Origin of the sequence: Mycoplasma sp. P36-A1 (assembly GCF_049478495.1) — a bacterium.
In the GTDB taxonomy this organism is placed as follows: domain Bacteria; phylum Bacillota_I; class Bacilli_A; order JAJDGJ01; family JAJDGJ01; genus P36-A1.
Genome location: NZ_CP168083.1, coordinates 573509 through 599545, shown reverse-complemented (window position 1 = coordinate 599545; position 26037 = coordinate 573509). Strand labels below are relative to the sequence as shown.

General features: G+C 26.0%; 27 protein-coding genes and 1 tRNA gene. 7 read left to right on the top strand and 21 right to left on the bottom strand.

Going from position 1 to position 26037, the window contains the following annotated elements; genetic code table 4:
* Position 1: 1 nt before the first annotated feature.
* Positions 2-532 carry a biotin transporter BioY gene (locus ACD762_RS02735; RefSeq protein WP_423364324.1) on the bottom strand — a complete coding sequence of 177 codons (531 nt, stop codon included), beginning with the start codon at positions 530-532 and terminating at the stop codon, positions 2-4.
* A gap of 2 nt (positions 533-534) precedes the next feature.
* Positions 535-1287 carry a biotin--[acetyl-CoA-carboxylase] ligase gene (locus tag ACD762_RS02730; protein WP_423364323.1) on the bottom strand — a complete coding sequence of 251 codons (753 nt, stop codon included), beginning with the start codon at positions 1285-1287 and terminating at the stop codon, positions 535-537.
* Between the two features lie 111 nt (positions 1288-1398).
* Here ACD762_RS02730 and plsY point away from each other — a divergent pair, with 111 nt between their 5' ends.
* From plsY to gltS (ACD762_RS02715), 3 genes are all read left to right on the top strand, one after another.
* The gene (gene plsY, locus ACD762_RS02725) at positions 1399-2010 is read left to right on the top strand and encodes a glycerol-3-phosphate 1-O-acyltransferase PlsY (RefSeq protein ID WP_423364322.1); all 612 of its coding nucleotides are present in this window, start codon (positions 1399-1401) and stop codon (positions 2008-2010) included.
* Positions 2011-2262: 252 nt separating this feature from the next.
* A complete protein-coding gene (gene gltS, locus ACD762_RS02720) occupies positions 2263-3492 on the top strand; it encodes a sodium/glutamate symporter (RefSeq protein ID WP_423364321.1) in 1230 nt (409 codons plus the stop codon).
* Between the two features lie 227 nt (positions 3493-3719).
* Positions 3720-4949, top strand: coding sequence for a sodium/glutamate symporter (gene gltS / locus ACD762_RS02715; protein ID WP_423364320.1), 1230 nt, complete (start codon positions 3720-3722; stop codon positions 4947-4949).
* A 54-nt stretch (positions 4950-5003) separates the two neighbouring features.
* Here the strand turns inward: gltS (ACD762_RS02715) and ACD762_RS02710 are convergent, their stop codons facing one another.
* On the bottom strand, positions 5004-6314 hold the full coding sequence (locus ACD762_RS02710) for a glycosyltransferase (RefSeq protein WP_423364319.1): 1311 nt from the start codon (positions 6312-6314) through the stop codon (positions 5004-5006).
* Complete coding sequence (locus ACD762_RS02705; RefSeq protein ID WP_423364318.1) at positions 6314-6823, bottom strand: hypothetical protein; 510 nt, start codon at positions 6821-6823, stop codon at positions 6314-6316. Before ACD762_RS02705 ends, ACD762_RS02710 begins: the two co-directional genes overlap by 1 nt.
* Before the next feature lie 472 nt (positions 6824-7295).
* Here ACD762_RS02705 and ACD762_RS02700 point away from each other — a divergent pair, with 472 nt between their 5' ends.
* Positions 7296-9068: an oleate hydratase gene (locus tag ACD762_RS02700; protein ID WP_423364317.1), complete on the top strand. Its 1773-nt coding sequence runs from the start codon at positions 7296-7298 to the stop codon at positions 9066-9068.
* Positions 9069-9123: 55 nt separating this feature from the next.
* On the opposite strand, the gene ACD762_RS02695 is transcribed toward ACD762_RS02700, so the two are convergent.
* Positions 9124-9411 carry a GNAT family N-acetyltransferase gene (locus ACD762_RS02695; protein ID WP_423364316.1) on the bottom strand — a complete coding sequence of 96 codons (288 nt, stop codon included), beginning with the start codon at positions 9409-9411 and terminating at the stop codon, positions 9124-9126.
* Between the two features lie 15 nt (positions 9412-9426).
* Positions 9427-9678 (bottom strand): (4Fe-4S)-binding protein, encoded by a 252-nt coding sequence (locus tag ACD762_RS02690; protein WP_423364315.1) that lies wholly within the window; start codon positions 9676-9678, stop codon positions 9427-9429.
* 307 nt (positions 9679-9985) lie between these two features.
* On the opposite strand from ACD762_RS02690, the gene ACD762_RS02685 reads away from it, so the two are divergent.
* Complete coding sequence (locus ACD762_RS02685; RefSeq protein ID WP_423364314.1) at positions 9986-10681, top strand: CDGSH iron-sulfur domain-containing protein; 696 nt, start codon at positions 9986-9988, stop codon at positions 10679-10681.
* A gap of 91 nt (positions 10682-10772) precedes the next feature.
* Here the strand turns inward: ACD762_RS02685 and yaaA are convergent, their stop codons facing one another.
* The 10 genes from yaaA to ACD762_RS02635 form a co-directional block, all read right to left on the bottom strand.
* Positions 10773-11435 carry a peroxide stress protein YaaA gene (gene yaaA, locus ACD762_RS02680; protein WP_423364313.1) on the bottom strand — a complete coding sequence of 221 codons (663 nt, stop codon included), beginning with the start codon at positions 11433-11435 and terminating at the stop codon, positions 10773-10775.
* A complete protein-coding gene (locus ACD762_RS02675) occupies positions 11435-12481 on the bottom strand; it encodes an NAD(P)H-dependent flavin oxidoreductase (RefSeq protein WP_423364312.1) in 1047 nt (348 codons plus the stop codon). The genes yaaA and ACD762_RS02675 overlap by 1 nt, the downstream gene beginning before the upstream one ends.
* Positions 12482-12550: 69 nt before the next feature.
* Positions 12551-12979 (bottom strand): hypothetical protein, encoded by a 429-nt coding sequence (locus ACD762_RS02670; protein WP_423364311.1) that lies wholly within the window; start codon positions 12977-12979, stop codon positions 12551-12553.
* Positions 12980-13268: 289 nt separating this feature from the next.
* The gene (locus tag ACD762_RS02665; RefSeq protein ID WP_423364310.1) at positions 13269-14375 is read right to left on the bottom strand and encodes a hypothetical protein; all 1107 of its coding nucleotides are present in this window, start codon (positions 14373-14375) and stop codon (positions 13269-13271) included.
* Between the two features lie 6 nt (positions 14376-14381).
* Positions 14382-14906 (bottom strand): hypothetical protein, encoded by a 525-nt coding sequence (locus ACD762_RS02660; protein ID WP_423364309.1) that lies wholly within the window; start codon positions 14904-14906, stop codon positions 14382-14384.
* 567 nt (positions 14907-15473) lie between these two features.
* A complete protein-coding gene (locus ACD762_RS02655) occupies positions 15474-15647 on the bottom strand; it encodes a hypothetical protein (RefSeq protein WP_423364308.1) in 174 nt (57 codons plus the stop codon).
* Positions 15648-15651: 4 nt separating this feature from the next.
* A complete protein-coding gene (locus ACD762_RS02650) occupies positions 15652-16461 on the bottom strand; it encodes an Ltp family lipoprotein (RefSeq protein ID WP_423364307.1) in 810 nt (269 codons plus the stop codon).
* Positions 16462-16488: 27 nt separating this feature from the next.
* A complete protein-coding gene (locus ACD762_RS02645) occupies positions 16489-16869 on the bottom strand; it encodes a hypothetical protein (RefSeq protein ID WP_423364306.1) in 381 nt (126 codons plus the stop codon).
* Between the two features lie 1382 nt (positions 16870-18251).
* On the bottom strand, positions 18252-18851 hold the full coding sequence (locus ACD762_RS02640) for a hypothetical protein (RefSeq protein ID WP_423364305.1): 600 nt from the start codon (positions 18849-18851) through the stop codon (positions 18252-18254).
* Entirely contained in the window at positions 18841-19248 is a 408-nt protein-coding gene (locus tag ACD762_RS02635) for a hypothetical protein (protein ID WP_423364304.1), read from the bottom strand. The genes ACD762_RS02640 and ACD762_RS02635 overlap by 11 nt, the downstream gene beginning before the upstream one ends.
* Positions 19249-19907: 659 nt before the next feature.
* On the opposite strand from ACD762_RS02635, the gene ACD762_RS02630 reads away from it, so the two are divergent.
* Together ACD762_RS02630 and ACD762_RS02625 are read left to right on the top strand one after the other, a co-directional pair.
* Positions 19908-21170 carry an IS30 family transposase gene (locus ACD762_RS02630; RefSeq protein ID WP_423364303.1) on the top strand — a complete coding sequence of 421 codons (1263 nt, stop codon included), beginning with the start codon at positions 19908-19910 and terminating at the stop codon, positions 21168-21170.
* Between the two features lie 300 nt (positions 21171-21470).
* On the top strand, positions 21471-21605 hold the full coding sequence (locus tag ACD762_RS02625) for a hypothetical protein (RefSeq protein ID WP_423364302.1): 135 nt from the start codon (positions 21471-21473) through the stop codon (positions 21603-21605).
* Positions 21606-21810: 205 nt separating this feature from the next.
* On the opposite strand, the gene ACD762_RS02620 is transcribed toward ACD762_RS02625, so the two are convergent.
* The 5 genes from ACD762_RS02620 to ACD762_RS02600 form a co-directional block, all read right to left on the bottom strand.
* The gene (locus ACD762_RS02620; RefSeq protein WP_423364301.1) at positions 21811-22647 is read right to left on the bottom strand and encodes a nucleotidyl transferase AbiEii/AbiGii toxin family protein; all 837 of its coding nucleotides are present in this window, start codon (positions 22645-22647) and stop codon (positions 21811-21813) included.
* Positions 22626-23234, bottom strand: coding sequence for a type IV toxin-antitoxin system AbiEi family antitoxin domain-containing protein (locus tag ACD762_RS02615; protein WP_423364300.1), 609 nt, complete (start codon positions 23232-23234; stop codon positions 22626-22628). Before ACD762_RS02615 ends, ACD762_RS02620 begins: the two co-directional genes overlap by 22 nt.
* Before the next feature lie 501 nt (positions 23235-23735).
* Positions 23736-23818 (bottom strand) — tRNA-Leu (locus ACD762_RS02610).
* A 129-nt stretch (positions 23819-23947) separates the two neighbouring features.
* The gene (locus ACD762_RS02605; RefSeq protein ID WP_423364299.1) at positions 23948-24973 is read right to left on the bottom strand and encodes a PTS sugar transporter subunit IIC; all 1026 of its coding nucleotides are present in this window, start codon (positions 24971-24973) and stop codon (positions 23948-23950) included.
* Between the two features lie 2 nt (positions 24974-24975).
* Positions 24976-25980, bottom strand: a complete 1005-nt coding sequence (locus ACD762_RS02600; RefSeq protein ID WP_423364298.1) for a D-2-hydroxyacid dehydrogenase — start codon at positions 25978-25980, stop codon at positions 24976-24978.
* Positions 25981-26037 lie beyond the last annotated feature (57 nt).

The following is a 26037-nucleotide window of genomic DNA, read 5'->3' as shown; positions in this document are numbered from 1 at the left end:
TTTATTTATTATTGTGTGCTAGTATTTCTTTGGGAACTTTTTTTACTACATAAACTACTATGAATGCTTTGATAAAATCAAATAGTATAAAAGTACTAGATAACATTATTAAATTATCAAGAAAATTTCCACTTACATTTAAAGTATAAAATGCCGCTCCACATACATAGTCTATTAATATTGCAATAATCAATACTGTTGTGATATTTAGTACACTATGAGAATTTGCAAATATTTTTATAAAATACATCATTAACAACCAACCATAAATATAACCTGATGTTGGTCCTACAAATACACTTATACCACTTGAAAAACCACTCATCATTGGTATTCCTGCAATTGTTGCCATACATAATGTTAAAAACCAAATACCAATTTCTTTTATATCTAGAAAAAATGGTAACATCATTACTAAACATATTTGTAATGTTATTGGCACTCCTACTATATTAATTGGTGGAATTATATTTGAAAAGATAAAAAATAATACTAAAAACATTGATACTTTTGACATTGATCTAACTTTCATAATTATTCTCCTTCAATTGCTAATAACTCTACTTGTTCTCTAAAATATTTAATTATCTTATTATTTTCTTTTACCACTAGTCTACCATCTTCTTCTACTTTTAATACTTTTACTTTTTTGGGATTTATACTAGTTTTTATTAGAATATTCTTGTTTTTAAATAACAAATTTTGGTTATATAGCTCTATATTTGAAATATTACTTTGATAATCAAAGTATATTCTATTAATTATTATACTTAATATCTCTTCTAATGCAAGCGTTTTATTATCAAATAGATAACCAACCTGATTCTTAAGTTTAAAAGTTACATCGTTATTTGGATTGTATAAATTTATTCCTATTCCTAAAACATAGTTTTCAATCTTATTATTTGAATCAGTAATTGTTTGTGCTAATATACCAACAGCTTTTTTATTATTACTGTAAATATCGTTATACCATTTAATTTTTATATCTTTATTAGAATATCTTTGTAGTACATCACACACAATTGCAGCACTGCTTAATGTAATATTATATTTTGTATTATTTGCTGGCATATTGATACTAAAATATACTCCTAAATCTTTACTTGAATAATAGACCCTATTTCTTGTGCCATAACCAGCAGTTTGATATGAACCTAGTACAACTTTATAGTTGTTAGTTTTATTATTTAGTAAATAGGTCTGAGTTGAATCGATTGTCTCAAAATATTCTATTTCTATTTTGTTATTTACTAGTTGTCTTAATTTATTTATATTAATACTCATTGTTATCACCTTTATTATATTGTAATTTAATTTTAAAATTATCACAAATACTTTTAAGAAAATTTCTTTATAATATCATTTAAAAAGGTTATAATAAATATGGTGATAAATGTGGAAATAATTAATTATATTTTAATCATAGCTTTAGGGTATTTAATCGGAAGTATTCCCTTTGCTTTGATTGTAGGTAAAGTCTTTTATAATAAAGATATTAGATTAGAAGGTTCTGGAAATCTAGGCGGTACTAATGCTGGTAGAACACTTGGTAAAAAAGCTGGAATTTCTGTAATTCTCTTAGATATTTTTAAAGCTTGGTTTGCTATTATATTAGCAACTTTTATTGTGAATAAGTTTAATATGAATGTTGATCCTAACTATGCTGGTTTAGCGGTTGTTTTTGGTCACTGTTATCCTATTTTCGCAAATTTTAAAGGTGGAAAAGGAGTTGCTACTGCTGCAGGTTTTGTTCTTGCTATTAATCCCATATTGCTTTTAATAGCTCTAGCTATTTTTCTAATTATATTATTTTGGAAAAAAATGGTTTCTTTAAGTGTTATTGTAACTCTAGTTGCAATTACTATATTATCTTTTATTTTCCCAATGTTTTATAATGCTAGATTGATGTTAGTTATTCTTACTATTTTTATAACTTATAAACATAAAGCTAATATTAAAAGAATTATAGATGGTAATGAAAATACTATTTCTTGGTTGACTAAATAATAGATGACTTTACATTTAATTATTAAGAGTGAATTGTTCACTCTTTTTTTTATTTGTTTATAATTATGAAATATTTTATAGGTTATTATCAATTATTATTGATAATATAAATATATTTTTTCTCATTTTTTAACAATAGGTAACTGTATCGTTATTTTTTATTTAAATAGTTCATTTCTTTATGTAGATTTGCTATTATGAACATATAATGTATATCTATAACATTATAATTTAAAATAAGGAGTGATTTATATGCAGTTTATTAATGAGAACAATGAATTTATAATTCAATTAGATTTAGTTGCAACGATGGCATTAACATTATTATTAGTTATTTTTGGTAATTATATTAAAAAGAAAATACCTATATTAGAAAAGTTATGTATTCCTTCACCAGTTATTACTGGTTTGTTATTTTCTTTAGTAACTTTAGTATTATATATTACTAAAATTGCTACTATTCAACTTGATTTAACTTTACAAACGCCTCTAATGATTACCTTTTTTGCTACAGTAGGTATTGGTGGTAGTTTAAAAATTCTTAAAAGTGGTGGTAAAGATTTAATCTTTTATTGGATACTAGCAGCTTTACTATCTATTAGTCAAAATGTTATTGGTGTTGTTTTTTCAAAATTACTTAATATGAATCCTTTATATGGTGTCTTAGGTGGTGCTGTTTCTATGGCTGGTGGTCATGGTGGTGCCGCTGCCTTTGGACAAACTGCTCAAGAAACAATGGGTTTAAGTGGTGGTTTAAGTGTTGCTTTAGCTGCAGCTACTTTTGGTTTAATATGTGGAGGATTAATTGGTGGTCCTATTGCTAAATATCTAATTAACAAATACAATTTACAACCTAATTTAGATGAAGTTGAAAATAGTGAAATGATTAAAGAAGAAGAAATCACTGAAGAAATAAATCCAAACAACATTATTCATCAAGGATCTATTCTTGGAGTAATAATGGTAGTTGGTGCTGTATTAGCAACATGGTTTTCTGGCTTATTTAATGATTTAGTTTTACCTGGTTATGTGGGAGCAATGTTTGTAGCCGTTATCTTTAGAAATGTAAATGATAAAATTAAAATAACTAAAGTTAATATGAAGGTTATGGACTTTATTGCTGATTTATCTTTAACTATCTTTTTAACTCAAGCATTAATGTCATTAAAACTATGGGAATTAAAAGACATTGCTGGACCATTGTTAATTGTTCTTATAGCCCAAGTAGTCTTCATTGCCTTATACACTGTCTTTATTGTCTTTAGAGCTTTAGGAAAGGACTATGATGCTGCTGTTATGGTTAGTGGTATGATAGGACATGGTTTAGGTGCTATGCCTAATGGTATTGCTAATATGACTAGTGTTACAAAAAGATTTGGTCCTTCAACTAAAGCCTTTATGATTGTTCCATTAATCGGTGCTTTCTTGGTTGATATTATACATATACCAAATATTATCTTCTTTATGAATTTGTTTAAATAATACATACCCTAAGAGAGTGAAAATTCTAAAATTTATTTTCACTCTCTTTTTTTATATTAACAAATACTTATTATTACAATGAATAGTTATTCAATCAAACCTATAATTAATTATACACATAGTCAACTTTCTTCTTTAATTATTTCTTTTTTAGTCAAAATTTTGATAATATGAACATATAATGAATGTTGATAAAATTATAATTTTAGAAATGAGGAGAGATTTATATGCAATTTATTAGTGAGAACAATGAGTTTATTATTAAATTAGATTTGGTTGCTACAATGGCTTTAACATTACTTTTAGTAATATTTGGTAGTTTTATAAAAAAGAAAATACCTATATTAGAAAAATTATGTATTCCATCTCCAGTTATTACAGGATTATTATTTTCCTTAGTAACTTTAGTATTATATATAACTAAGATTGCTACTATTCAACTTGATTTAACCTTACAAACACCTTTAATGATTACCTTTTTTGCAACAGTAGGTATTGGAGGTAGTTTAAAAATCTTAAAGACTGGTGGTAAGGATTTATTCTTTTATTGGATACTAGCAGCTTTACTATCTATTAGTCAAAATGTTATTGGTGTTACTGTTTCTAAAATATTAAATATGAATCCTATATATGGTGTTTTAGGTGGTGCTGTTTCTATGGCTGGTGGGCATGGTGCTGCTGCAGCCTTTGGCCAAACTGCTCAAGAAACAATGGGTATAAGTGGTAGTTTAAGTGTTGCATTAGCTGCGGCAACTTTTGGTTTAATTAGTGGTGGTATAATAGGTGGCCCTATTGCTAAACATTTAATCAACAAATACAATTTGCAACCTAATTTAGATGAAGTTGAAAATAGTGAACTTGTTCAAGAAGAAGAAATAACAGAAGAAATAACTCCTAATAGTATTATTCATGAAGGTTCAATACTTGGAGTGATTATGGTTGTAGGTGCTATTATCGCTACTTGGTTTTCAAGTTTGTTTAGTGATTTAGTTTTACCTGGTTATGTAGGTGCAATGTTTGTAGCCGTTATCTTTAGAAATGTAAATGATAAAGTAAAAATAACTAAAGTTAATATGAAGGTTATGGATTTTATTGGCGATTTAGCATTAACAGTCTTTTTGACTCAAGCTTTGATGTCATTAAAACTTTGGGAGTTAAAAGATTTAGCTGGACCATTATTGGTTGTATTGATAGCCCAAGTAGTCTTCATTGCTTTATATACAGTCTTCATTGTCTTTAGAGTCTTAGGAAAGGACTATGATGCTGCTGTTATGGTTAGTGGTATGATCGGCCATGGTTTGGGTGCTATGCCTAATGGTATTGCTAATATGACTAGTGTTACAAAAAGATTTGGTCCTTCAACTAAAGCCTTTATGATAGTTCCTTTAATTGGTGCTTTCTTGGTTGATATTATACATATACCAAATATTATCTTTTTTATGAATTTATTCAAATAAAAAAATGGTGCTTGCATATTCATATACAAGCACCATTTTTTTGTTTAATTTACATTACTTTTTCTGACCAGTTCTTTTTGGACTTACCCAAACACCTGATCCATAACCTAAAATTGTTTTAACAGCAGGAATAAATGTTGTTGCTATTGTTATAGCATTCATCATCCAATACAATAATAAATAAAGTGGTGCAAAAATAAAATACTTAATTTTTCTACCTCTATCATCAACAATTAAACTAGCAGCTAATTGGAAAATACCAGCTATCATTTCAAAGAATACAAAGATAAATGCCATTGTTATCATGTGATATATTCTTTCATAATTTCCTTGAAACATGTAAACTATGAATAAAACTATATACAGGAATGATGATATCCAAAAGAAAAAGGCCCATATTATACTTAATGTTTGATCGACAAACATGAATGTTCTTCCTATATGTTCAAATGGATGAAGTAATACTCTTTTAAAATTAGTTAGCCATACTTCTGTTCCACCTTTTGCCCAACGTTTTCTTTGTCGATATAACATATGTAAAGTTTCAGGAACTTCCATATAAAACATGATCTTTGGTGCAAATAGTGATAACCAACCATCAAATTGATGATCCCATGCAATACTGATATCTTCAGTTGCTCTATTTTGTCTAAATAGACCAACATCAATTAAGGCATCTTTTCGATACATAGTATTTGCTCCACTATAGGCATAAATTACTCCAATAACACCAATTTGCGTTCTTTTAATTATTCCTACAATACTAGAAAATTCTACAGTTTGTGATTTAGAAATGATTGTTGAACGATTTTGCACATCCATATTAGCTGTAACAGCTGCAATATTTTTACTATCTGGTCGATTAAAATAATTAACATATTTAATTAATGCATCTGGTTCTGGAACTGTATCAGCATCATTACTTAAAATCAATTCACCTTTGGCAAAGCCTACTCCTATATTGAAGGCATGTGCTTTACCTTTATTTTTTTGGATGTGTATTACACGTAGATTTGAATATTTATTCATTAATTTATTTAAAATATTTGCTGTTTTATCTGTAGAACCATCATCTGTTACTAATACTTCATAATTAGTATAATTGATATTATTCATTAAATATTCAATCGTATCCTTTATAACAACTTCCTCATTATGAGCAGGAACCATAATAGTTATAAAGGGTTCTTCATCTATAGAAACATCATCAAATTCAACTTGTTTATATTTAAAGATAAAAGTATAACATAAAACTCCTATAAGCCATGAAAAACCACCAATGATTGGATAAGTTACTAAAATTAAAAATATTATAAGTAAAAATAAATCTACTATAGGATTTCCTGTTTGAAATAGTGATATCATTATTGCACACCCTTTTCTTCGTATAATTCTTTTATTTGATCAGTATCTATATTTTTATCTTCAGATACTGAGTAATATGTTACATTTTCTCTAAATTCTTTATCTCCAAATCGTTCATAATAAAAATCATTTAAGACTTCTTTACGTTCTTCTAATCTTTTTTCATTGTACATTGTTTTGTTTTGATAAGTATTTTTAAATTGGTGATTATTATGCAGAGTTAATAAAACAAAAACAATTATAAAGAATATAAATACATAAATTAAAAATGACATTAAAAACTTAAATATTTGTAAGCCTTCTTTATATATTAAGAATCCAATATCGGCTGCAAGATTTGGATAAAAGAATGGAAAGAATAACCAGACTACTGGAAGTATAACTCCTAACCAACTTAATAATGTTATTGTCCCTTGTCTAAATGTTAACCAAAAATTTCCTTTTTCAAAAAATTTATCTGAAACTAATAAATCATTGACTTCTTCTCTTGTAACTTGTTTTTTTCTCATCTAATTCTCCTTATCATTATTTAGATATTCTATAAATATACAATACTATTACATCTCTATTGTTGTTGTGTGTAAATATTTCCTTTACATATAAAATGATTGATTGTATTATTCATATTCAAGCAAAAAATTTTATAAATTATAGTGATTTAAGCACTAATACGCTCTATAATTTATACTTTTATAAAATAGCTATAGATTAATTTTATAGTATATTACTTAAATAATAAAACCTATTTTACACATTCAATGTGCAAAACAAGACTTTTTTTATTATATTAAATAAAATTAAACACATATATATTTATATAATTAATGTATTACAAATAATTTATTAGATTATGAATTACACTCTTTTATCAATAAGAATCAACACTTGTTAAACATACTTATTTGTTGCGTATATTTGGATTTAGAATATACATAATGCTAAAATTGTTTTAGTACTATTATGAAGGGAGTATTGATATTTATGAAATATTATAATGGAAATTATGAGGCTTTTGCTATTCCACGAAAGCCTGATAATGTTGATGATAAAAAAGCATATTTAGTTGGTTCTGGACTTGCTTCACTTTCTGCAGCTGTCTTTTTAATTAGAGATGCTCAAATGAAAGGTGAAAATATAACTATTTATGAAGAAACAAATTTACCTGGTGGAAGTTTAGATGGTTTGTATTATCCTGAAAGAGGTTTTATTATTAGAGGTGGTCGAGAAATGGAAGATCATTTTGAATGCTTATGGGATATGTTTAGAAGTATACCTTCTATTGAAGTTGAAGGGATTAGTGTATTAGATGAATTTAGAAGATTAAATATTGATGATCCTAATTATTCTAAATGTCGTATTATAGAAAAAAATGGTATTCAAGCTAAGGATGATGGTTTATTTACTTTAAGTGATAAAGCATTATCTGAAATTTCTAAATTAATTATTACTTCTGAAAGTGAATTAGATAATAAAAAAATAACCGATGTCTTTTCAAAAGAATTTTTTGAATCTAATTTCTGGTTATATTATCGTACGATGTTTGCCTTTGAAGATTGGCATAGTGCAATGGAAATGAGAAGATATTTATTGAGATTTATCCATGCAATAGATGGTCTACCTAATTTTTCTGTTTTAAAATTCACTAAATATAATCAGTATGAGTCTTTAGTTATGCCTTTAATTAAATACTTAAATATGCACAATGTTAATTTTGTATATGATGCAAAAGTAACTAATATTTGGGTTGATCAATTCAAAGATTACAAACGTGCTAAGACTATTGAATTAGAACAACATGGTGTTGCTACTAAAGTTGATTTAACTATTGATGATCTAGTCTTTGTAACTAATGGTAGTATCACAGAGAGCACAACTTTTGGAGATCATCACAATCCAGCTATTGCTAATAATGATATTGGTGGAAGTTGGAAATTATGGGAGAGTTTAGCTGCTCAGGATAAAGAATTTGGAAATCCAAAGAAATTCTATACTAACATTCCTAAGAACAGTTGGTTTATTTCAGCAACATTTAGAACTTTAGATGATAAAGTAATAAAATTAATTGAGAAAATTGCTAAAAGAGATCCTTTATCTGGTAAGATTGTTACTGGTGGTATAGTTACTGTTAAAGATTCAAATTGGTTACTTAGTTTCTGTGTGCACCGTCAACCACATTTCAAATTACAACCTGAAAATGAAATTACTGGTTGGTTCTATGCTTTATTCTCAGATACAAAAGGTAATTATATTAAGAAAAGGGTTACTGAATGTAGTGGTGAAGAAATTGCTATGGAATTGTTATACCATTTAGGGGCAAAAGAAAGTGAAATTAAAACAATAGCAAGGAATTCTCTTGAAGTTATTCCTTGTTATCTACCTTTTATTACTTCATACTTTATGCCTAGACAAAAAGGTGATCGTCCTTTAGTAGTACCTAATAAATATAAGAATTTAGCATTTATTGGAAATTTTGCTGAAACAGAAAGAGATACTGTATTTACAACTGAATATTCAGTGAGAACTGCTATGGAAGCTGTCTATACTTTATTAAATGTTGAACGAGCAGTTCCTGAAGTATATCGTTCTTGTTATGATATTGAAATATTACTAAAATCTACTGCAAAGTTATTAGATGGTAAGAAATTAAAAGATGTTAAATTACCTTTATTTTTAAAAATGTTTGAAAACAAAGCTTTAAAGAAAATGGAAGGTACCATTATTGAAGAACTATTAGAAAAAGAAGGATTATTATAATACAAAAAAAGATGAATTTTCTTTTAAAGAAAATTCATCTTTTTTTAATTACTAATTATTTGTTGTCACGACATACATCATGATATTCAGGTTTGCGATCAAATTCAGCTTTTGCATATGGGCATAGTGGAATAATTTTTTTATTTTTCTCTCTTGCTACATCTACAACTTTACCTACTAATTCAGCTGCAATTCCATATCCACGATATGGTGTTTCAACTAAAGTATGATCAATTATCATTAAATCTTTTCCTGCATTAGAGTAAGTACATTCTCCTACAAATTTTTCTTGATCTGTTTCACAATATACTCTGTTAGGTTCTTCAATATAATTTACATTCATTACTTTTCCCTCTTTCTATTTTTTGATATATTTTAATGCACCAGTTGGACAAGTGTTAATTGTATTTTCGATATGATTAGCACTGTTTTCATTTGGTTTAATCCAAGGCTTACGACCTACTTCAAAGACTTCAGGATCACCATGTGTACATTTCCCGGCATGTTTACATGTTTCTTTAGAATAAAAAATATCAATGTTTTCTCCATCATATTTCTTATAGTCTGTTCCTTCTAAAATTTTTTCGTCTTTAATCTCATTTGTTCCCATCTGATATCCTCCTCAATAAAATAATTTTACTACAATAATTATAACGCAAGACTACTTTTAAAGCTATGAATAAGCTTAATAAGTACACTCATAGTTTAAAAATGGATTCTTTATAAATATCCTTTATCTATAGTCATTTTGTATCTATTATTTTAGATAAGTATTATAAAATTATTAAAATTAAAGACGTTCAACAAACTATAATTTATATATAACATTTTGTACACTTTTAGACAATGCACATTGAGTACTAATATTAATATATGGTGCTATAATTTATTTAGACAAATTGAGGGAGGATCAATAAATGAATAAGAATGATATGAGAGTTACAATATTAAAAGATGGACCATATTTGGTCAGTGGTGATATACCACTTTTCTATAAGAGAATTGTAAAAAAGGGACGAATTGTCGATTTAGAAACAGTGAAACAAATTGAAACTAATCAAAATGAAAGCTATGCTTTATGCCGTTGTGGAAAGTCTAAAACTATGCCATTTTGTGATGGTAGTCATGAACATGCACATTTTGATGGAACTGAAACTGCTAATAGAAATAATTATCTTGAAAGAGCTGATGTTTTAAATGGCCCTGAAATGGATATGTATGATGATGGTAGATGTGCTTATGCTAGATTTTGTCATCGTCAACATGGTGATGTATGGCAAGAGACAATGGATTCTTATGATGCTACTAAAAAAGAAGAAGCTTACTTAGGTGCTGATCTATGCCCTGCTGGCAGATTAACTGCATCTTCTAAAGATGGTAATCTTCACGAACCAGAATTAGAGCCAAAAATAGTAATTGCATATGATAAACCTTTGAAAATCTCTGCTGGTATGTGGCTAGAAGGATATATTCCATTATATAGTAGTGATGGTTATATGTATGAATTACGTAACCGTTATGCTTTATGTCGTTGTGGAGAATCTGAGATTAAACCATTTTGCGATGCTATTCACGTTAATATCGAATTTGATGATAAATTAGAAACTAAATAAAAAGAAGCTGTAATAAATTAATTTTAATAATCAATTTATTACAGCTTTTTATTATTTTATCATTCTATTTTCTTATGTAAAAAAAATTAGACTAGATTTTCTTTACATAAATATATTCCTTGTTTGTCACATCATAATTTTTAAACTTATAATCTAAGTATTCAAAGCTTTCAAAATTTGTATTTCCATCTAATATATTATTAGCCATGATACCTCTTAATTTTTTATTATCAACACTTATTTTTTTCTCAATATTATCTTTTATGCAAATAAAAGTAAAATTAATAAGATTAGGATGTTCTATTAAATTATTAAATTCATTTGAAGCTAAATTATAAACTATTTCTTCTTCAGCTAATTTAATGTTTATTTGATTGTAGATTATTTTTTTAAAGGTTTTAGAACCTTTCATTGTGTAATCAAAACGATGTGGACTTATATAATCTAAGCCATTTGACATACCATAAAGTGAGCTTAAAATATATAAATCTTTAAACTTTTCAAGATTATTTTTTGGTATTTGCATAAAAGCTATGCCATTATATAGTAATATTGCATATTTGCTGTAGATATTTATTTGGGAATGCATATTATAGATATCATTTTTAGTTTTAAATATTTTACATGATTCATCTTTTGAAATACTTTTAATATACTTTATATTATCAATTACCTCATCAAAATTTATACTATTTTCTTTTAAGATTAAATCATCTAGGTTCATTTCTTTACTTGGTGAAAGTAAGACTTTCATTATTTAACTTTACTGAATAATGTAGTTATTAATTCTTTTACACTAGTCATTTCATTAATTTTATATGCTTTTGCTCCTACAAAGAATAAACCATTATCAATATCACCATTAGCCGCATCCATTAATGCTTGTGCTATGCAATAAGGAGTTGTTTTTACATCACATGGAACTAAACAATTAAAGCATTTAGTAACTGGTATATTTTGTGTTTCTAATTTTTTCACTAAAGGTGTTTTTAATGCTCTACCTGGCATTCCTACTGGGCTTTTGACAATTTGTATGTCATCTTGTTTACAATCTATTATTAATTGTTTGAAAGTATCATCAGCATCACATTCATAAGTAGCAATAAATCTAGTACCAAGTACTACCCCATCAGCACCGCTATCTAATGCATGTTTTACATCATTTTCATCAAAGATTCCACCACCAATATAAATTGGTATTTTTCTATTATACTTTTCTTCAAACACAACTATAGATTCTTTAACATCGGCTAATAAATCATATATATCTACATCTAGGTGGTTTTTTTCATAACCTAAATGACCACCGGCTTCTGGTCCTTCTATAATTAACATATCTGGTATTACATTATAAGTTTTATCCCATTTTTTACATAATAATTTAGCAACTCTACCTGTTGAAACCACAGGACATAAAATTATTTCAGGATCACTTACAAGTCCTGGTAGATTTAATGGTAGTCCTGCTCCTGATATAATGATATCTGCCTTAGCTTCTACTGCAGCATGAACTAAATCTTCATAGTCTGTCATTGCTACCATTATATTGACACCTACTAATCCTTGATCTTTTTGTGCTTTTGCTTCGTTTATTTGTCTAATCAAGGCATTATGATTGGTCTTCTTAAAATCTTTATCGAAATCTTTATCTTTGAATCCAGGAAAAGCTGCTGAAATTATCCCTATTCCACCAGCAGCTGCCACTGCTCCAGCTAATTTTTCTAAAGATACTCCTACTCCCATACCACCTTGGATAATAGGATATTTTATTTCTTTATCTTTTATTATATATTTGTTCATTGCAAACCTCCTAGTACACTTATAGTATATAAAAAAATACTTTGAATGTCAAAGTATTTCATGTATACATTACTCTAAATTTAAATCATCTAATAAATCTTGAACTCTTTTAGGAATTTCATTTCTATTCCAGCTTATACAGTCAATAATTTCTAATTTACTATTTACTTGTAACTTGTAATATTCAGACTCTTCTACACATTTTTCATTAAAATCTTCAGCATCTATTATTATTTCATGTTCCATTGCATCTACGGCAATATAACTATTTTCATACAACTTATTTGTTGCATAGTATATTTCATTACTATTTATATTAGTTCTCAACAAAATAATACATGCAATACTAATGCCTAGAAGGACATATAGTCCTGTTCTCTTCATTAAAAACTCACCAATTTCTATATAAGATTTACTTAATACATTATATAATAATGAATTATATATATCAAATTTATGAACTGATATAGTATTTTGTTCTTTTCTATTTATATACATATAACTAACAAGTATATAATATCATTTTATATAGTAACTGTATATAAAGCATAATTTTGATTACTTAAGTATAACTCTATTTTAACTACTTTATGACAAAGCTACTGCGTTGTTTACTAGTAGTGTATTCAATATGATTTCGCAAAAATTTTATTTATTAAAATATCTTTATCAATATAAATTAATATTTATATAATCATAATATAGTTATTACTTTTGCTTTTTTAGATATCTAATTGACTATAAAATCAGAGTTACTTTATTTATAAGTATCTCATGATTGAATTATTTATTTTTTAAAAAAGTATATAAAATGATTATCTTGATTTATATTTGCTGGAAATGGTATTGTAATTTCTTCTTTTTTTAATGAAATAGTATTCATTCTATAATATTTATTATTTGAGTCTTTATAGTAAATATAGTCTGTTGATGCTGTTAATACAGCTTCAGGAAAAACTAAATTTTGAATTTGAATTTCGCCTGATTTATCTATTTTAACTAGTGATGATTTTCCTTCTTCTATTTCATTTTCTAATGTTGGAAAAACAACAAGTATATCTCCTTTTTTATTTACAACATAATTTGTGAAACTACCATACTCGTAGCCAATTTTTTTCTTTTTTATAATATTCCTATTTTTAATTATTCCTAAATAATAGTTATTATCTTTATTATCAAGGTATATAACATAGATATTATTGTTGTTTATTATAATATCGATAATATTCTTTTTTTTGGTAACATTATATATTATGGATTCTTTTTTTGACTTTATGTTGTATTTTACTATTTGTGATTTTTTTTGTGATTCTTCATTTTGTACATTTTCTCCACTAATTAGATAATATATTTTATCATTTTCTACTACTGTAGAATAAATTATATTATTTATTTTTAATTCATCAATTAACTTAAACTCTTTATCATAAATACCAATTCCACTCTGATAGTTTTTCATATCATTTCTGAAACCACCATTTAGTGTTGCAACATTGTAATTTTTAGTAAATCTTAATTCCTGAATGCCTGACTTTAATGATAATTTTTCACATAAATCATATTCTTTAGCATTTAAATTATTATGATATACATTAACAGTACATTTGTGGTTACTTATAAAGTTTAATGTATCATTATAGGGATTGTATTCTATGTTATTAAAAGATTGTTCACTGAGTTTTTGATATTCTTCTATTTTGTTGGTAACTAATATATTACTATCATAGTTTAAAGTTCCACTATCATCTGTCTGTGATCTATTGATAAGGATATAATTAGGAACATTGTTTGACTTAATAATTTCAATATTTTTAAATTTAAGATTATTTAAAAATATGTACCAAACCATTAAACATATGATAGCAATAATTATTATTTTCAATTTCTTGTTCATTTTTACTTACGATACACTTTCATATGGAAATCTAATAGTTACTCCTTGTGCTTTCCATGCGCTTGTAACTAACGTAACAGAATTGTAACACTCTTTATCAAAGGGAGATTTTACTGTGCAATAATAGGTCTTTTTATTATTCATAGTTTCTTTTTTAGATGCCCATAATACTGTAGCTGCAGATTTCCCGCCAGCATAATCTCTTGTGTGTATTTCATTCTTTGTTGGATAATATTTTTCTTTAAGTTCTTCTACTTTTAAAAAAGATAAATCTCTATTACTTTCTTTAAATAAATCTGCATCTTCTATATTTTTTAAACCATAAGCTTTATTTAATTCTATTAGGTCAATTAAATATAAATTATTATTATTCATATTTTCCTTTTTACTACTTATCACTACTTCTATTTTTGCACTTTGTTCCTTAAGAATAACAACTTCTTTTGGATAATTATATTCTTGTAATGCAACAATACTAATTGTTAGTACAAGCGTAAATAATATTAATAAACAAATAAATCTATTTTTCATAACTTTTCCTCCCTTAATGTTTGAATTGTATACTTCTTTACCAACACTTTGATGTAATAATTGATACTTATTATATCACCAGTAAAAAAAATTACTACATACTTGTAGTAATTTTAATATGTTGTAAAAAAAATTAGATTAATATATAACAATATTTTATTTATTTATTTTATATGTTTAATTTTTTAACATATCATATTTTATACTTAATATAAATTAGTAATGTTTAATATGTTTATTATAATGCATAATTTGTCATATAAATCTTATATCCACAGATATCTTTTTTTAATAGTATTTTTCAATTATTATTATGTATTTTATATGTTTTTGTGCTTATCTTATTTTTGTACCATTTTATTAAAAACAAAAGATTAATATATTAGTTTTCATGTAGTACATCAATTAATAAGTATATTTCCTACTGAATAAAAAGCATAAAAAATAGCATAACGTTGAGTATTATTGCTGTCTTTTTAAAACTCCTATAATAATACACTTATTTTATCTGTACGCAGTGTTGTCAAGGATACACTATAAAGAAAGTATATTGTGTTTAATTTTTAGCTATTTAGATGAGCTGTTTTTTAGTATTTTATTTATTTTAAGAAATCCAATGCCTGATGCAATTGCAGTTAGACCGGACATTCCAGCAGCAACGCCTATATCTCCATACATCATTGTGCTAATCCCTAAACATATGCATCCAAAAAGTAATAATGCCATTCCTAATTCTCTCATATTATTAATCCTCCAAATTATCTATTGCAAACTTAGCTTGCTTTTTTGTAAAACGTCCGCCATACTGCGAAATTAATTGATTATATACACGTGTTTTAGACATGTTCATTTTTGTATAATAAGTTTCTGCACTAGCTAAAGCATTTGCATTCCAGTCAGCATCGACATTATCTATTGCATATTGAGCAGCATCTTTAGGAAAATTTCCGCCATGCTTTGACACGAGTTGATCATATATCCTTTTTTTTGACATGTTCATTCTATTTGCATATGTATCCGCACTATCTAAAGCGTTCTTAAATTCTTGTGATGGTTCTTTTCCCATTGAATAAACTAAAACAATATCTGTTGAATATACTTTACTACCTGCTTCAACATCCTGATTAATTAAATTGCCAGCTTTAACACCATTAGAATATGAAGTTTCTACAGTTACATTTACTCTATCTAAAATAGGAAACTTATCTTTTTTATATTTGCTATAGTCTGGTATTACAACTCCTGCTCCAGCTGAATAATAAATAGTAATATTTTCGTTAATTGTTTCATTATCATTTATAGTCTGCGAAATATACATATTCTCTGCAATATCATCATTAAATTGATAATTTACTTCACATGCAATTTTACTTTGCTTTTTGCACCAAGCTTCTGATTGATTATAAGTTAAAGTTGAGAAATTAATTGCTTTTACTTTAGTATTTATATTTATCAAACCAATTACTAATAAGATGATTAATATTGCACCTATAATTTCATATTTGCTATTTTTATTTTTTTTACTTTTTTTAGAAATCTCTTTGATTTCATGCATATCTATTTTCTCCTTCGATTAATTTTTTTAGAAACCAATTGTCTCATCATAGTATATTTTATTATTATTATCAATTAGTTTTGCATTTATACCATTTGGAAAATCATCTATAAGTCTATATTGCATCGCTTCCGTTATATCATAGAATCTTCCATCTTCAACCATTTTAGATTTTTTAATATTATCAATGTTAAGAGTCATATTTAAGACTCCACTTAAATCACAATGAATATCAAAATTTTCTAAAGAATCTTTAACATCTTTAAAGTAACCAATATCACTAGCTATTGTTAGCTTGTCATTACATTGATTGTATAATTCTTTATTTGATTGTTTACTATCACTACAAGCTGTAATAAGAATTAAAATAAAAAACACAGTTAGATTTTTATGTATATCTCTGCTCATATTAATACCTAGTATATTATAATTAAAAAATAGAATTCAGATTATATATACCTTTTCCTTTATATTTTTAAAATTCTATAATAGTATTGTGAAAAATCAAATGATTGCATTAAAAACACATAAAAAATATACTTGCATAGAAAACCACTTAATATGAATGAGTTATAATCTATATATTTAACTATAAACTTATATATATTAGCTTTACATGTTATGGCATTTTATTAATAGTAAGCAAGTCTATATTTATAACTATTGAGTCATGATAAAACAGCATATCTTAACACTATAAACATTTCTTGTAATTATTACATAAAATTAGTTACTATTTACTGTTTATGATAGAAGTGGCATTTTTAGATCAGTTATTAATAGTTTTTGCTTTTAAGCAATAACTTATTAGAATTAAATGTACTATATAAAATAATTACAATTTCTAAAACTAAGTATCAAACTATAATTCAATATTACTAGGTGGAATTTTAACTATAATTATTACATTAATAGAAAACTATAAATGAAAATATTTTAACTCTATATAAGGTAAATCAAATTAACGTATTAAAAAGAGGGAATCAGTAATTTTTATTGATATTCTTTTATATTTCTAATTATTAATATCAATTCAAGTTAGCATTCTAACTAAATTTGATGATACATTAGTTTATTAAAACTTGTTACTATCTACTTTGTATCAATTCACACTAATGAGTACTAGAACGTATCCTTAAATAATTACTAAAATGAATTTAACTAAATGAGCTTGCTTAATCTATTTACTTTCACAGTATTATTTTTTATTTATCTAATAAATTTAATCTTTTTATTACATTGTTCACAAATACATAATATAATTTTAAAATAAAAACAATAATTATACACTTCAGTTCACAAAAATAACACAAAATATTTACGATGATGACTTATTTAAGGAAAATTTATATGTGTTACTTTTTAAAAAGCAAGAAAACAGTATAACATTGAATGTTATTGCCGTCTATTTAAAAACTCCTAATAATAATACACTTATTAAATCTGATAAAACTTGTGCTTGTTTTACAAACGTTTCAATTGATCATTGATGAATTTCAAAAATAATGAGATAGTCTATTTCTTTTTTTTATAAGTATTGAAAATATACAATATATATGAGAAATGACATGATACAATTATTAATAACTCATAAATATTTTGGAAGATAAAAGAAGTACAGATTATTAGAACATCAAAAAAGCCCTATAAAGTAGGACTTGAATATTCTGTGGTGCGATTCACAATAATCGATTCCACAAACAATGTCTAATAAAATTTTCATCTTTATTTCAAAACTGAATTTTGCTTTTCTTCTCGTAATAAAAATCATCCAAAATTTTTAGTGTAATTTATTTTTTTACAATGTCCACTTTAGTGGTATCATATAAATTCGATACATCTTTTTCCCAGATTTTATTTTTAAATATTATTCATTTACTATTATTTTTTTCTTTGTTATTAATACTATCTAAGTCACTTATATGGTGTTGAGGAATAGTGTAAACTTTTTTAAGTGTTGAAATATTAAATAAAACTGTAGAATATAACATTAATAGTAACAGTCTTATTAAGGTTACTAAAATTAAAACATTTATGATTATATTATATTCAAATAAAAATATTGAAATAAATATGTACAATAGTATTACTCTAAAATTTGTAACCAGTGTTGTCTGGTATTTTTTCAGTTGCATTACTCCATTTTCACTTAATCCCACTTTTAAATTATCAAAATTTGTAGATTGGAATAAAAATAATTGAAAGCTGAACAGAATTGAAATAACTGTTAATCCAGCATTTTTAAATTCTGGACTATTAGGGATAATATTAATTCTTAATATTATTAGGATAATAAAAAGAATTAGTAACATGATTGAAACCCAACTTAAAAACTTACTACTATTCTTAAAATCTTCTCTAATTGACTTTATAACAAAACTAAATTTCATGACATAACAACTCCATAATCTTTTTTAATTTAATTTGATTTAGTCCCGATGCTTTTGAATATTTTAAATTAATTTCTATATTTTGTTGAAATTTTTTATCGAAATTACGAGTTTTTCCATCTTTGTTTTTTCCTGTAATGCTAATTAATTTAGATCTTAGCATTATTTCATTAATTTTATTGATATCTGTAGGTATTGGCTTATTTGTTGATAGTGTATACTCTAACTTTTTAATATCTTGAACTGTAACTCCTAAATCTTCTATAGACTCGAAACCACAATCACTATTAAATATATTTATTCTATCTTCTAAATATTCTTCAATTTTGATTTTATTAAAGAATGCAATATCATCTAAATTAACAACAGGCTTTATGAAATTGTGTTCTACACCCATTAAGAAAAATAGTATAGTACATAAAGTCTGCTGTCTACAGTCTGAATTTTTATAAGCATAACATTTATATGTATCAACTAATATAAATCTAATAAGTAATGGAACACCATTTTTGCTCTTTATAAAATAATCATGATCCACAATTTTATCATTGTCTTTAACTCCTGAACTTCTGGGACTGTAATTTTCATATATTTTAATTAGTAAAAATCTATTATCAGAATATAAAATATCATTAACACAAAAATCATTCTCTTCATTTCCTAAACTATCCTCAGGAAATTCTAGACATAAGTATTTTTTAATTTCTTTAATTGTACCGTTTACACCATTAAATTTTGGCGTAAAACTGTAAATTGAAAAATTTCATAGATATTCACCATCCTATTTGTATACTTATATTATATACGTTGTTAGCTCCACAATCAAATAACAATATTTTATTAAGAATGGATAAATGATTAAATAATAATGGACATAATAGATTAAATAAATATGTACAAAATATTCTAGTATATTTTGAGTAATATTTAGTTTACTTATATAATTATTGTAGGCTACGAACACAATGATTATACAACAAAATATTACAACTAGCTTAAATATAAATTAGCTAGAAGATTTTAATAAGCTGAAATTTTTACTGAAAAGTGATTAGTATGGAAACATACAAAGGTAAACATTTAACTTTAGTAGAAAGAGAATACATTGAAAGTAAACTAATAGAACTTGCTACTAAAACTTCAATTGCTAAAGATTTAGGTAAAAGTAAATCTACAATAAGCAAAGAAATTAAAAATCATCGATACTTATATATTAAGTCTTATTCAAGAGATAGAAGTATTGTATTTGATTGTATTCATATGCAAGAATGTAAAGTTTATAAATGTAATAATACTTGCTCTGATTATTCAATGATACCTTGTAAGCATAGAGATAAAATAATCGGTGTTTGTAATGGATGTGTTGATATACTTAGCTGTAGATATACTAGGTATAGATATGATGCGAAAAGAGCTCAAAATGAATATGAGTATTCACTTGTAGATTCACGTAGAGGTGTAAACTTTACTACTTCTCAAGCTTCAATTATCGGTTCTATTATCAAACCTTTGATAAATAATGGACATTCTTTATATGCGATTATTAAATCTAATGATAATTTAAATATTTGTGAAAAGACACTCTATAATTATATTTCTAATGGAGTCTTTTCTAAAGAGGGTTTAATAGATCTCGATTTAAGATGTAAAGTATCAAGAAAAGTAAAAAAAATTAAATCAAAGCCAAGAAATAATAGAGCTTATTTAACCAACAGAAAGTTTAATGACTTTGAGAAATATTTATTGGAACATGCTTCATCCTCTGTAGTAGAAATGGATACAGTATATAATAATATATCAACTGGTCCATTTATTCAGACTTTTTATATTAGAAAATTCAAAATTATGATTGGGGTCTATCAAAATGAAAAATCTATGGAAGCAATGGTAAATGGTCTAAAATATTTAAAGTCTTTACTTGGAGATGACTTATATAAAAATATATTTCAGGTGATTTTAACAGATAGAGGTAGTGAATTTTATGCAACTGATAAAATTGAAGAATTAGGTAGTAAATTATTTTATTGTGATCCAATGGCTTCATATCAAAAAGCAAATGTTGAAAGAGGCCATGTAACATTGCGATATATATTGCCAAAAGAAAAAGATCTAAATAATCTTGGCTTAAAATCACAAGAAGATTTAGATCTAATCTTTTCACATATTAATTCATATCCAGTTGAAACTTGTAATGGTAAATCACCAATTAATTACATGAAATATTTTGTTGATAACACCAATGAAATATTACAATTACTAAAAATTAGTGAAATAGAACCTTCAAGTATAATACTTAAGCCAAAACTTATAAAGAAATAAACCGTAACGAATTAATATCAAAATAAGCGAAATTCTATCGATTGAATGAATACATACATAGTAGAAGTTAGTGTTACAACATTACAAAATTACTATGATTTTCAGTGTGTAGAAATTAGTCTTACTTTGAATATAAGTATACCATTATAGATAAGTATTGAAAATAAACATCACTAAAAAAACACCTTTTAATCGTTAGATATAGAATTTAGTATTACATGAACCATCTATAGCCTAAGTGTAGAATTAAGTTTTACACTTTACCATAATATCCCTAACAAATATAAAGATAGGCAACATATGGATAATAAGACAACAAATATTAAAGAAGATATAAATGTAGGTTTTTTTTCTTTCAAAAATAGATTTAAAGACTTCAATCATAACAAAGAAGATATAATAAAAAGTATTATTAACAAAGAAAATGTTATGTAATATGACCAACTGGTATTGATAAATCTTTATGTTATCAATACCTTACAATTAAACTAGCTCAAAAAAGTAATGGTGGTATCTCCATTAATTGCTCTAATGAAAGATCAAGTTGATAAACTAAATAAAGATAATCAACTAGCCTAACGCTATGCTGCTATTCTAAATAATAATAAGAAAATGCTAGCTAGAATTAAAAGCAAGAATACTAAAAATTCTTGCTCATAATTTTATATATTATTTTAGTAATATATTCTATTTTTATATCATCTTTAATATCATTACTATTGAGATATTGTTTCCATAATTTTTTTACATTTGCATTAGATACAATCTTATTTAATATTTCACTATATTCATCGTAAATATATTCTGTTCCTCTGTTAGTTATAGTATTACTTAATGCTGTAATTAATAAATCGTTATCTATTTCATAATGAAAAAGAGTATAGATAATGTAAATATCATAGTAATCTTTCATTCGACTACTTATTTCCGCTTTACTCAAGATTGTTTCTATTTTTTCTGATAGTATTGTTTCAAAATTATATGATAATATTGATATTTCTGTATCATCAAATAATTTTCTAAAAGTAAATGTGATAGCACTAGGAGTGACTTTATCTCCAGTTGCTAAATCAATATAAATTCTTTCGGTTATATTAACTATCTTAGCTTCTAGGAATACTCTATAACCACCATAATCATCTTCACCTTTTATTTCAGTAACCTTTATCATATTGAACTTAACATCATCATCTAGATTTACTGCAATAATATCAGTAATTATTCTTACAACTTCTTCATAAGTAAACTCGACATCCTTTAGTGAGAAATCTATATCTTTTGTGGTTCTACCTTTGCAACCTAATACATTAGATAAAATGTAACCACCTTTTACAATAAAATTATTTTTATAACTACTTATTGATAACCTTTCAATAAATCTTTCAAAAACATAAAATTTTAAAATAATATTTTTTTCTACTTTAATCTCTTTATGTAAATTATCAATATTACTTTTTAAGCTTTGAGCCTTCATCATTCAACATACCTCCCTATATACTCCATTACTTTTTCATAGACATTTAGCTTAGTTGCATATTTTCTTAATTTAGAGAAATTCAGACTATTTGAATATGCCTTTAGAACCTTTTTAACTTGCTCAACATCTTGTCGTCCAATACTTTTAATAATATCACATATAGATCGTTCAATATCATAACAGTTTACATAGTTGCCATATTCAGTAAGTACTTTCTCAACACCCAACTCTAATTTTTCTTTGCTAGAGACATAATAAACATTATATCCTGAAAAATATTTTTTCCCTCGTTTATTTGCAACAGTAATATCCTTTCTATATGGAATTTTTTCTGTCAAACCATGAAAGTGCAAAGCAGTGAAATGAGAGTAAATAGTACTAGGATATCTAAGTTGAAAAATGTAATATGAGTCTTCAAAACCATCATTCATTGCATCAAAGTATACACCTCGATCAACTCTTTCTAGTAGACCCTTCTCAACCATTCTTGTCAATATCTTTGGACTTATATTTTTAGACTTCAACTCCGACCTTGTAATATATCCATTATTTTTACGCGCTATATCAAGTATTATTGATTCTTGCATTTTAAACACCTCTGCCTTCTTTATGCGAATATTATAACATATTTTCGCATAAAAGGGGCGTTTTTTAAAAAAAGCTCTAGAAGTTGAATATTACACTATGAATTGCACCATATACTACAGGGCCATTATGGCAAACACTGCAGCATTTTGGTGTGCAAGATTACATACATGTCATACACAAAGCTCCACCAAAGTAATTTCATAGTGGTTTTGTACCACTAAATCTTGTATAATTTGAGATTACAAAAACTCTATTAAAAATGACATTCAAAATTGTGATTACACTTTATTTTAGATAATTATAAATATCTATTGGAAAATATTTAGAACATGGAAATGGTAACATAGTAAGTAAAGTATATATGCATTTATATCCTGAAAGTGATACTTCATTCTTAAACTCACTATCATGTGAAACATAATTAATTAGAATGAAGTAAAGAGTATAGATCTTACTTTTATAATAAAAAAAGCCCTTTAAAGTAGGGCTTGAATATTCTATGGTGCGGATAACAGGAATCGAACCTGCACACCGAAGTACTAGATCCTAAGTCTAGCGCGTCTGCCAGTTCCGCCATATCCGCATAAATATATTATGCACTAATATCAAGCAAATGTAAATACAATTATTTTACTTTTTTTATAATTTTTTCTATAAAACAGTTGCTTACATTTGTCTTGTTATTAAAACATTATTATTTTTTTAAGATAGCTTAATAATCTAATTTAAATGCTTCATCATCTACTATTTTCATTTTATCTTTAAAGACATAACTACAAACTAATGATGTAATCACTGGAGCTACTATGAATACAAAGCCTGTAATTAGAAGATTATGAATACTGAATCCTACTTTGTTCAGGTGTCCTAGAGGTCCAATTAGTCCTGCAAGGCCAAACCCTGCTGACATTGGTGTTCCTTGTATATTAAAGATTGGAACTAATGTTGAACAAATAATAGCTGATATTATTCCCGGAATAATAATTTTAGGATTTTTTATACAGTTGGCCATTTGAATTTTTGGTGATCCCATAAAGTGGGCAATTGCAGTACCTGCACCATTTGCTTTATAGCTTAGGATTCCCATTGTCATTGCCATACAAGCTACTCCCATTGTTGCTGCAGCACTACTGTTCATTGTAAGTGAAATCAAAAGTGCGATTGCTACAGTTGAAATTGGTGAAACGATGATTATTGCAAATGAAATAGCGATTAGAATTGACATTATAAGTGGTTGCATTACTGTAAATGAATTAATCATTTCACCTATACCAACAGAAATCATACTAACACTTGGAGCTGTAAAGCTTGTAATTGCACTTGTTGTAATAATTGTAATTGCAGGAAGTAGAATTAGTTTATATGCTTTAAGTTTTGGGCCAAAGAAGTTAATAAGACTTATGGCTATAACTGCACCAATCATACAATTAATAATATCGCCTGCACCTTTAAGCATAATCATTCCTTCTTCATTAATACCTTTCATTGAACCAGCAGCTACAAAGGTAGAAATAATTAATGAAGAAGCACTGATCATATCATATTTATATTTTAAAGCGATACAAACACCAATAGTTGCACCCATCATAGCTGTTGAAATACTTAGAAAAGGTGTTAGTGATGTTAAATGCAACGCCTTAATTATCTCTCCAAACACAGCTTCTGGCATTAAAGCTACAATAATTCCAATACTCATTCCATTTAGGATTTTTGACATATTATCTTTTATTATTTTCATAATTATTTCCTCTGACTTTCTATAATTGTATATGGTTTTTTATTATTTATAATATCTACTACACTATCAAGGCAAATGTTTACCATGTTTTCCACTGCTCTATGTGTATAAAATGCAATGTGTGGAGTTACGAATATTTTAGGATGATCTAAAACTAACTTAACACTTTCATCTACTATTTCTTTATTTTGATAATTATGTGCAAAGTATGCAGCTTCATGATCTACAACATCAATTCCAGCTGATTTAACTTTATTATTATCAATTGCATCAATTAAATCTTTTGTATTTATAGCTTGACCTCTTGATGTATTAACTATAATAACACCATCTTTCATTTGCTTAAAAATATCTTTATTTATCATGTTTATTGTTAATTCTGTTAATGGAACATGCATTGAGATTAAATCAGCTTGTTTAACTAAGTCTTCTAATGAATCTACATAGTTTACAAATGATTTATTTTCTTCATTTACTTTTATATCATATCCAATTACTTTAGCTCCTAAAGCATTCATTATTTTTGCATATACACTTCCTATTCTACCTACACCAATAACTCCTACTACTAAATCACTTATCTCATTAGATATTAATCCAGGCCAAGTAAAGTCTTGTTGTTTAATTCTATTTTGAGATAATGGCATATTTCTTATTTGATACATACTTAACATTAATGCATGTTCTGCAATTGCATGTGGTGAATATGCAGGAATATTAGTAACAGTTATATCATATTTATTAGCAAATGGAATATTTACCATATCATATCCTGCACTTCTTAATGATATTTGTTTAATACCAAATTCATTTAATTTTTTATAAACTCTTTCATCATCCATATCTGCAGTTTGTAAGATGCTAATTCCATCATAGCCTTTAACTTCATCAACAGTATCAAACTCTAAATCGTATGTTACTGTATCTATTTCTATATTATTTTTCTTTGCAAAAGCTTGAATGAATGGTTGTTCATCCTCTCTAACACTATACATCTTGATTCTCATAGTAATAACCTCCATTTGTTATTGTAAAATTTTGATAAAAAAAAGTGGATAAGCATT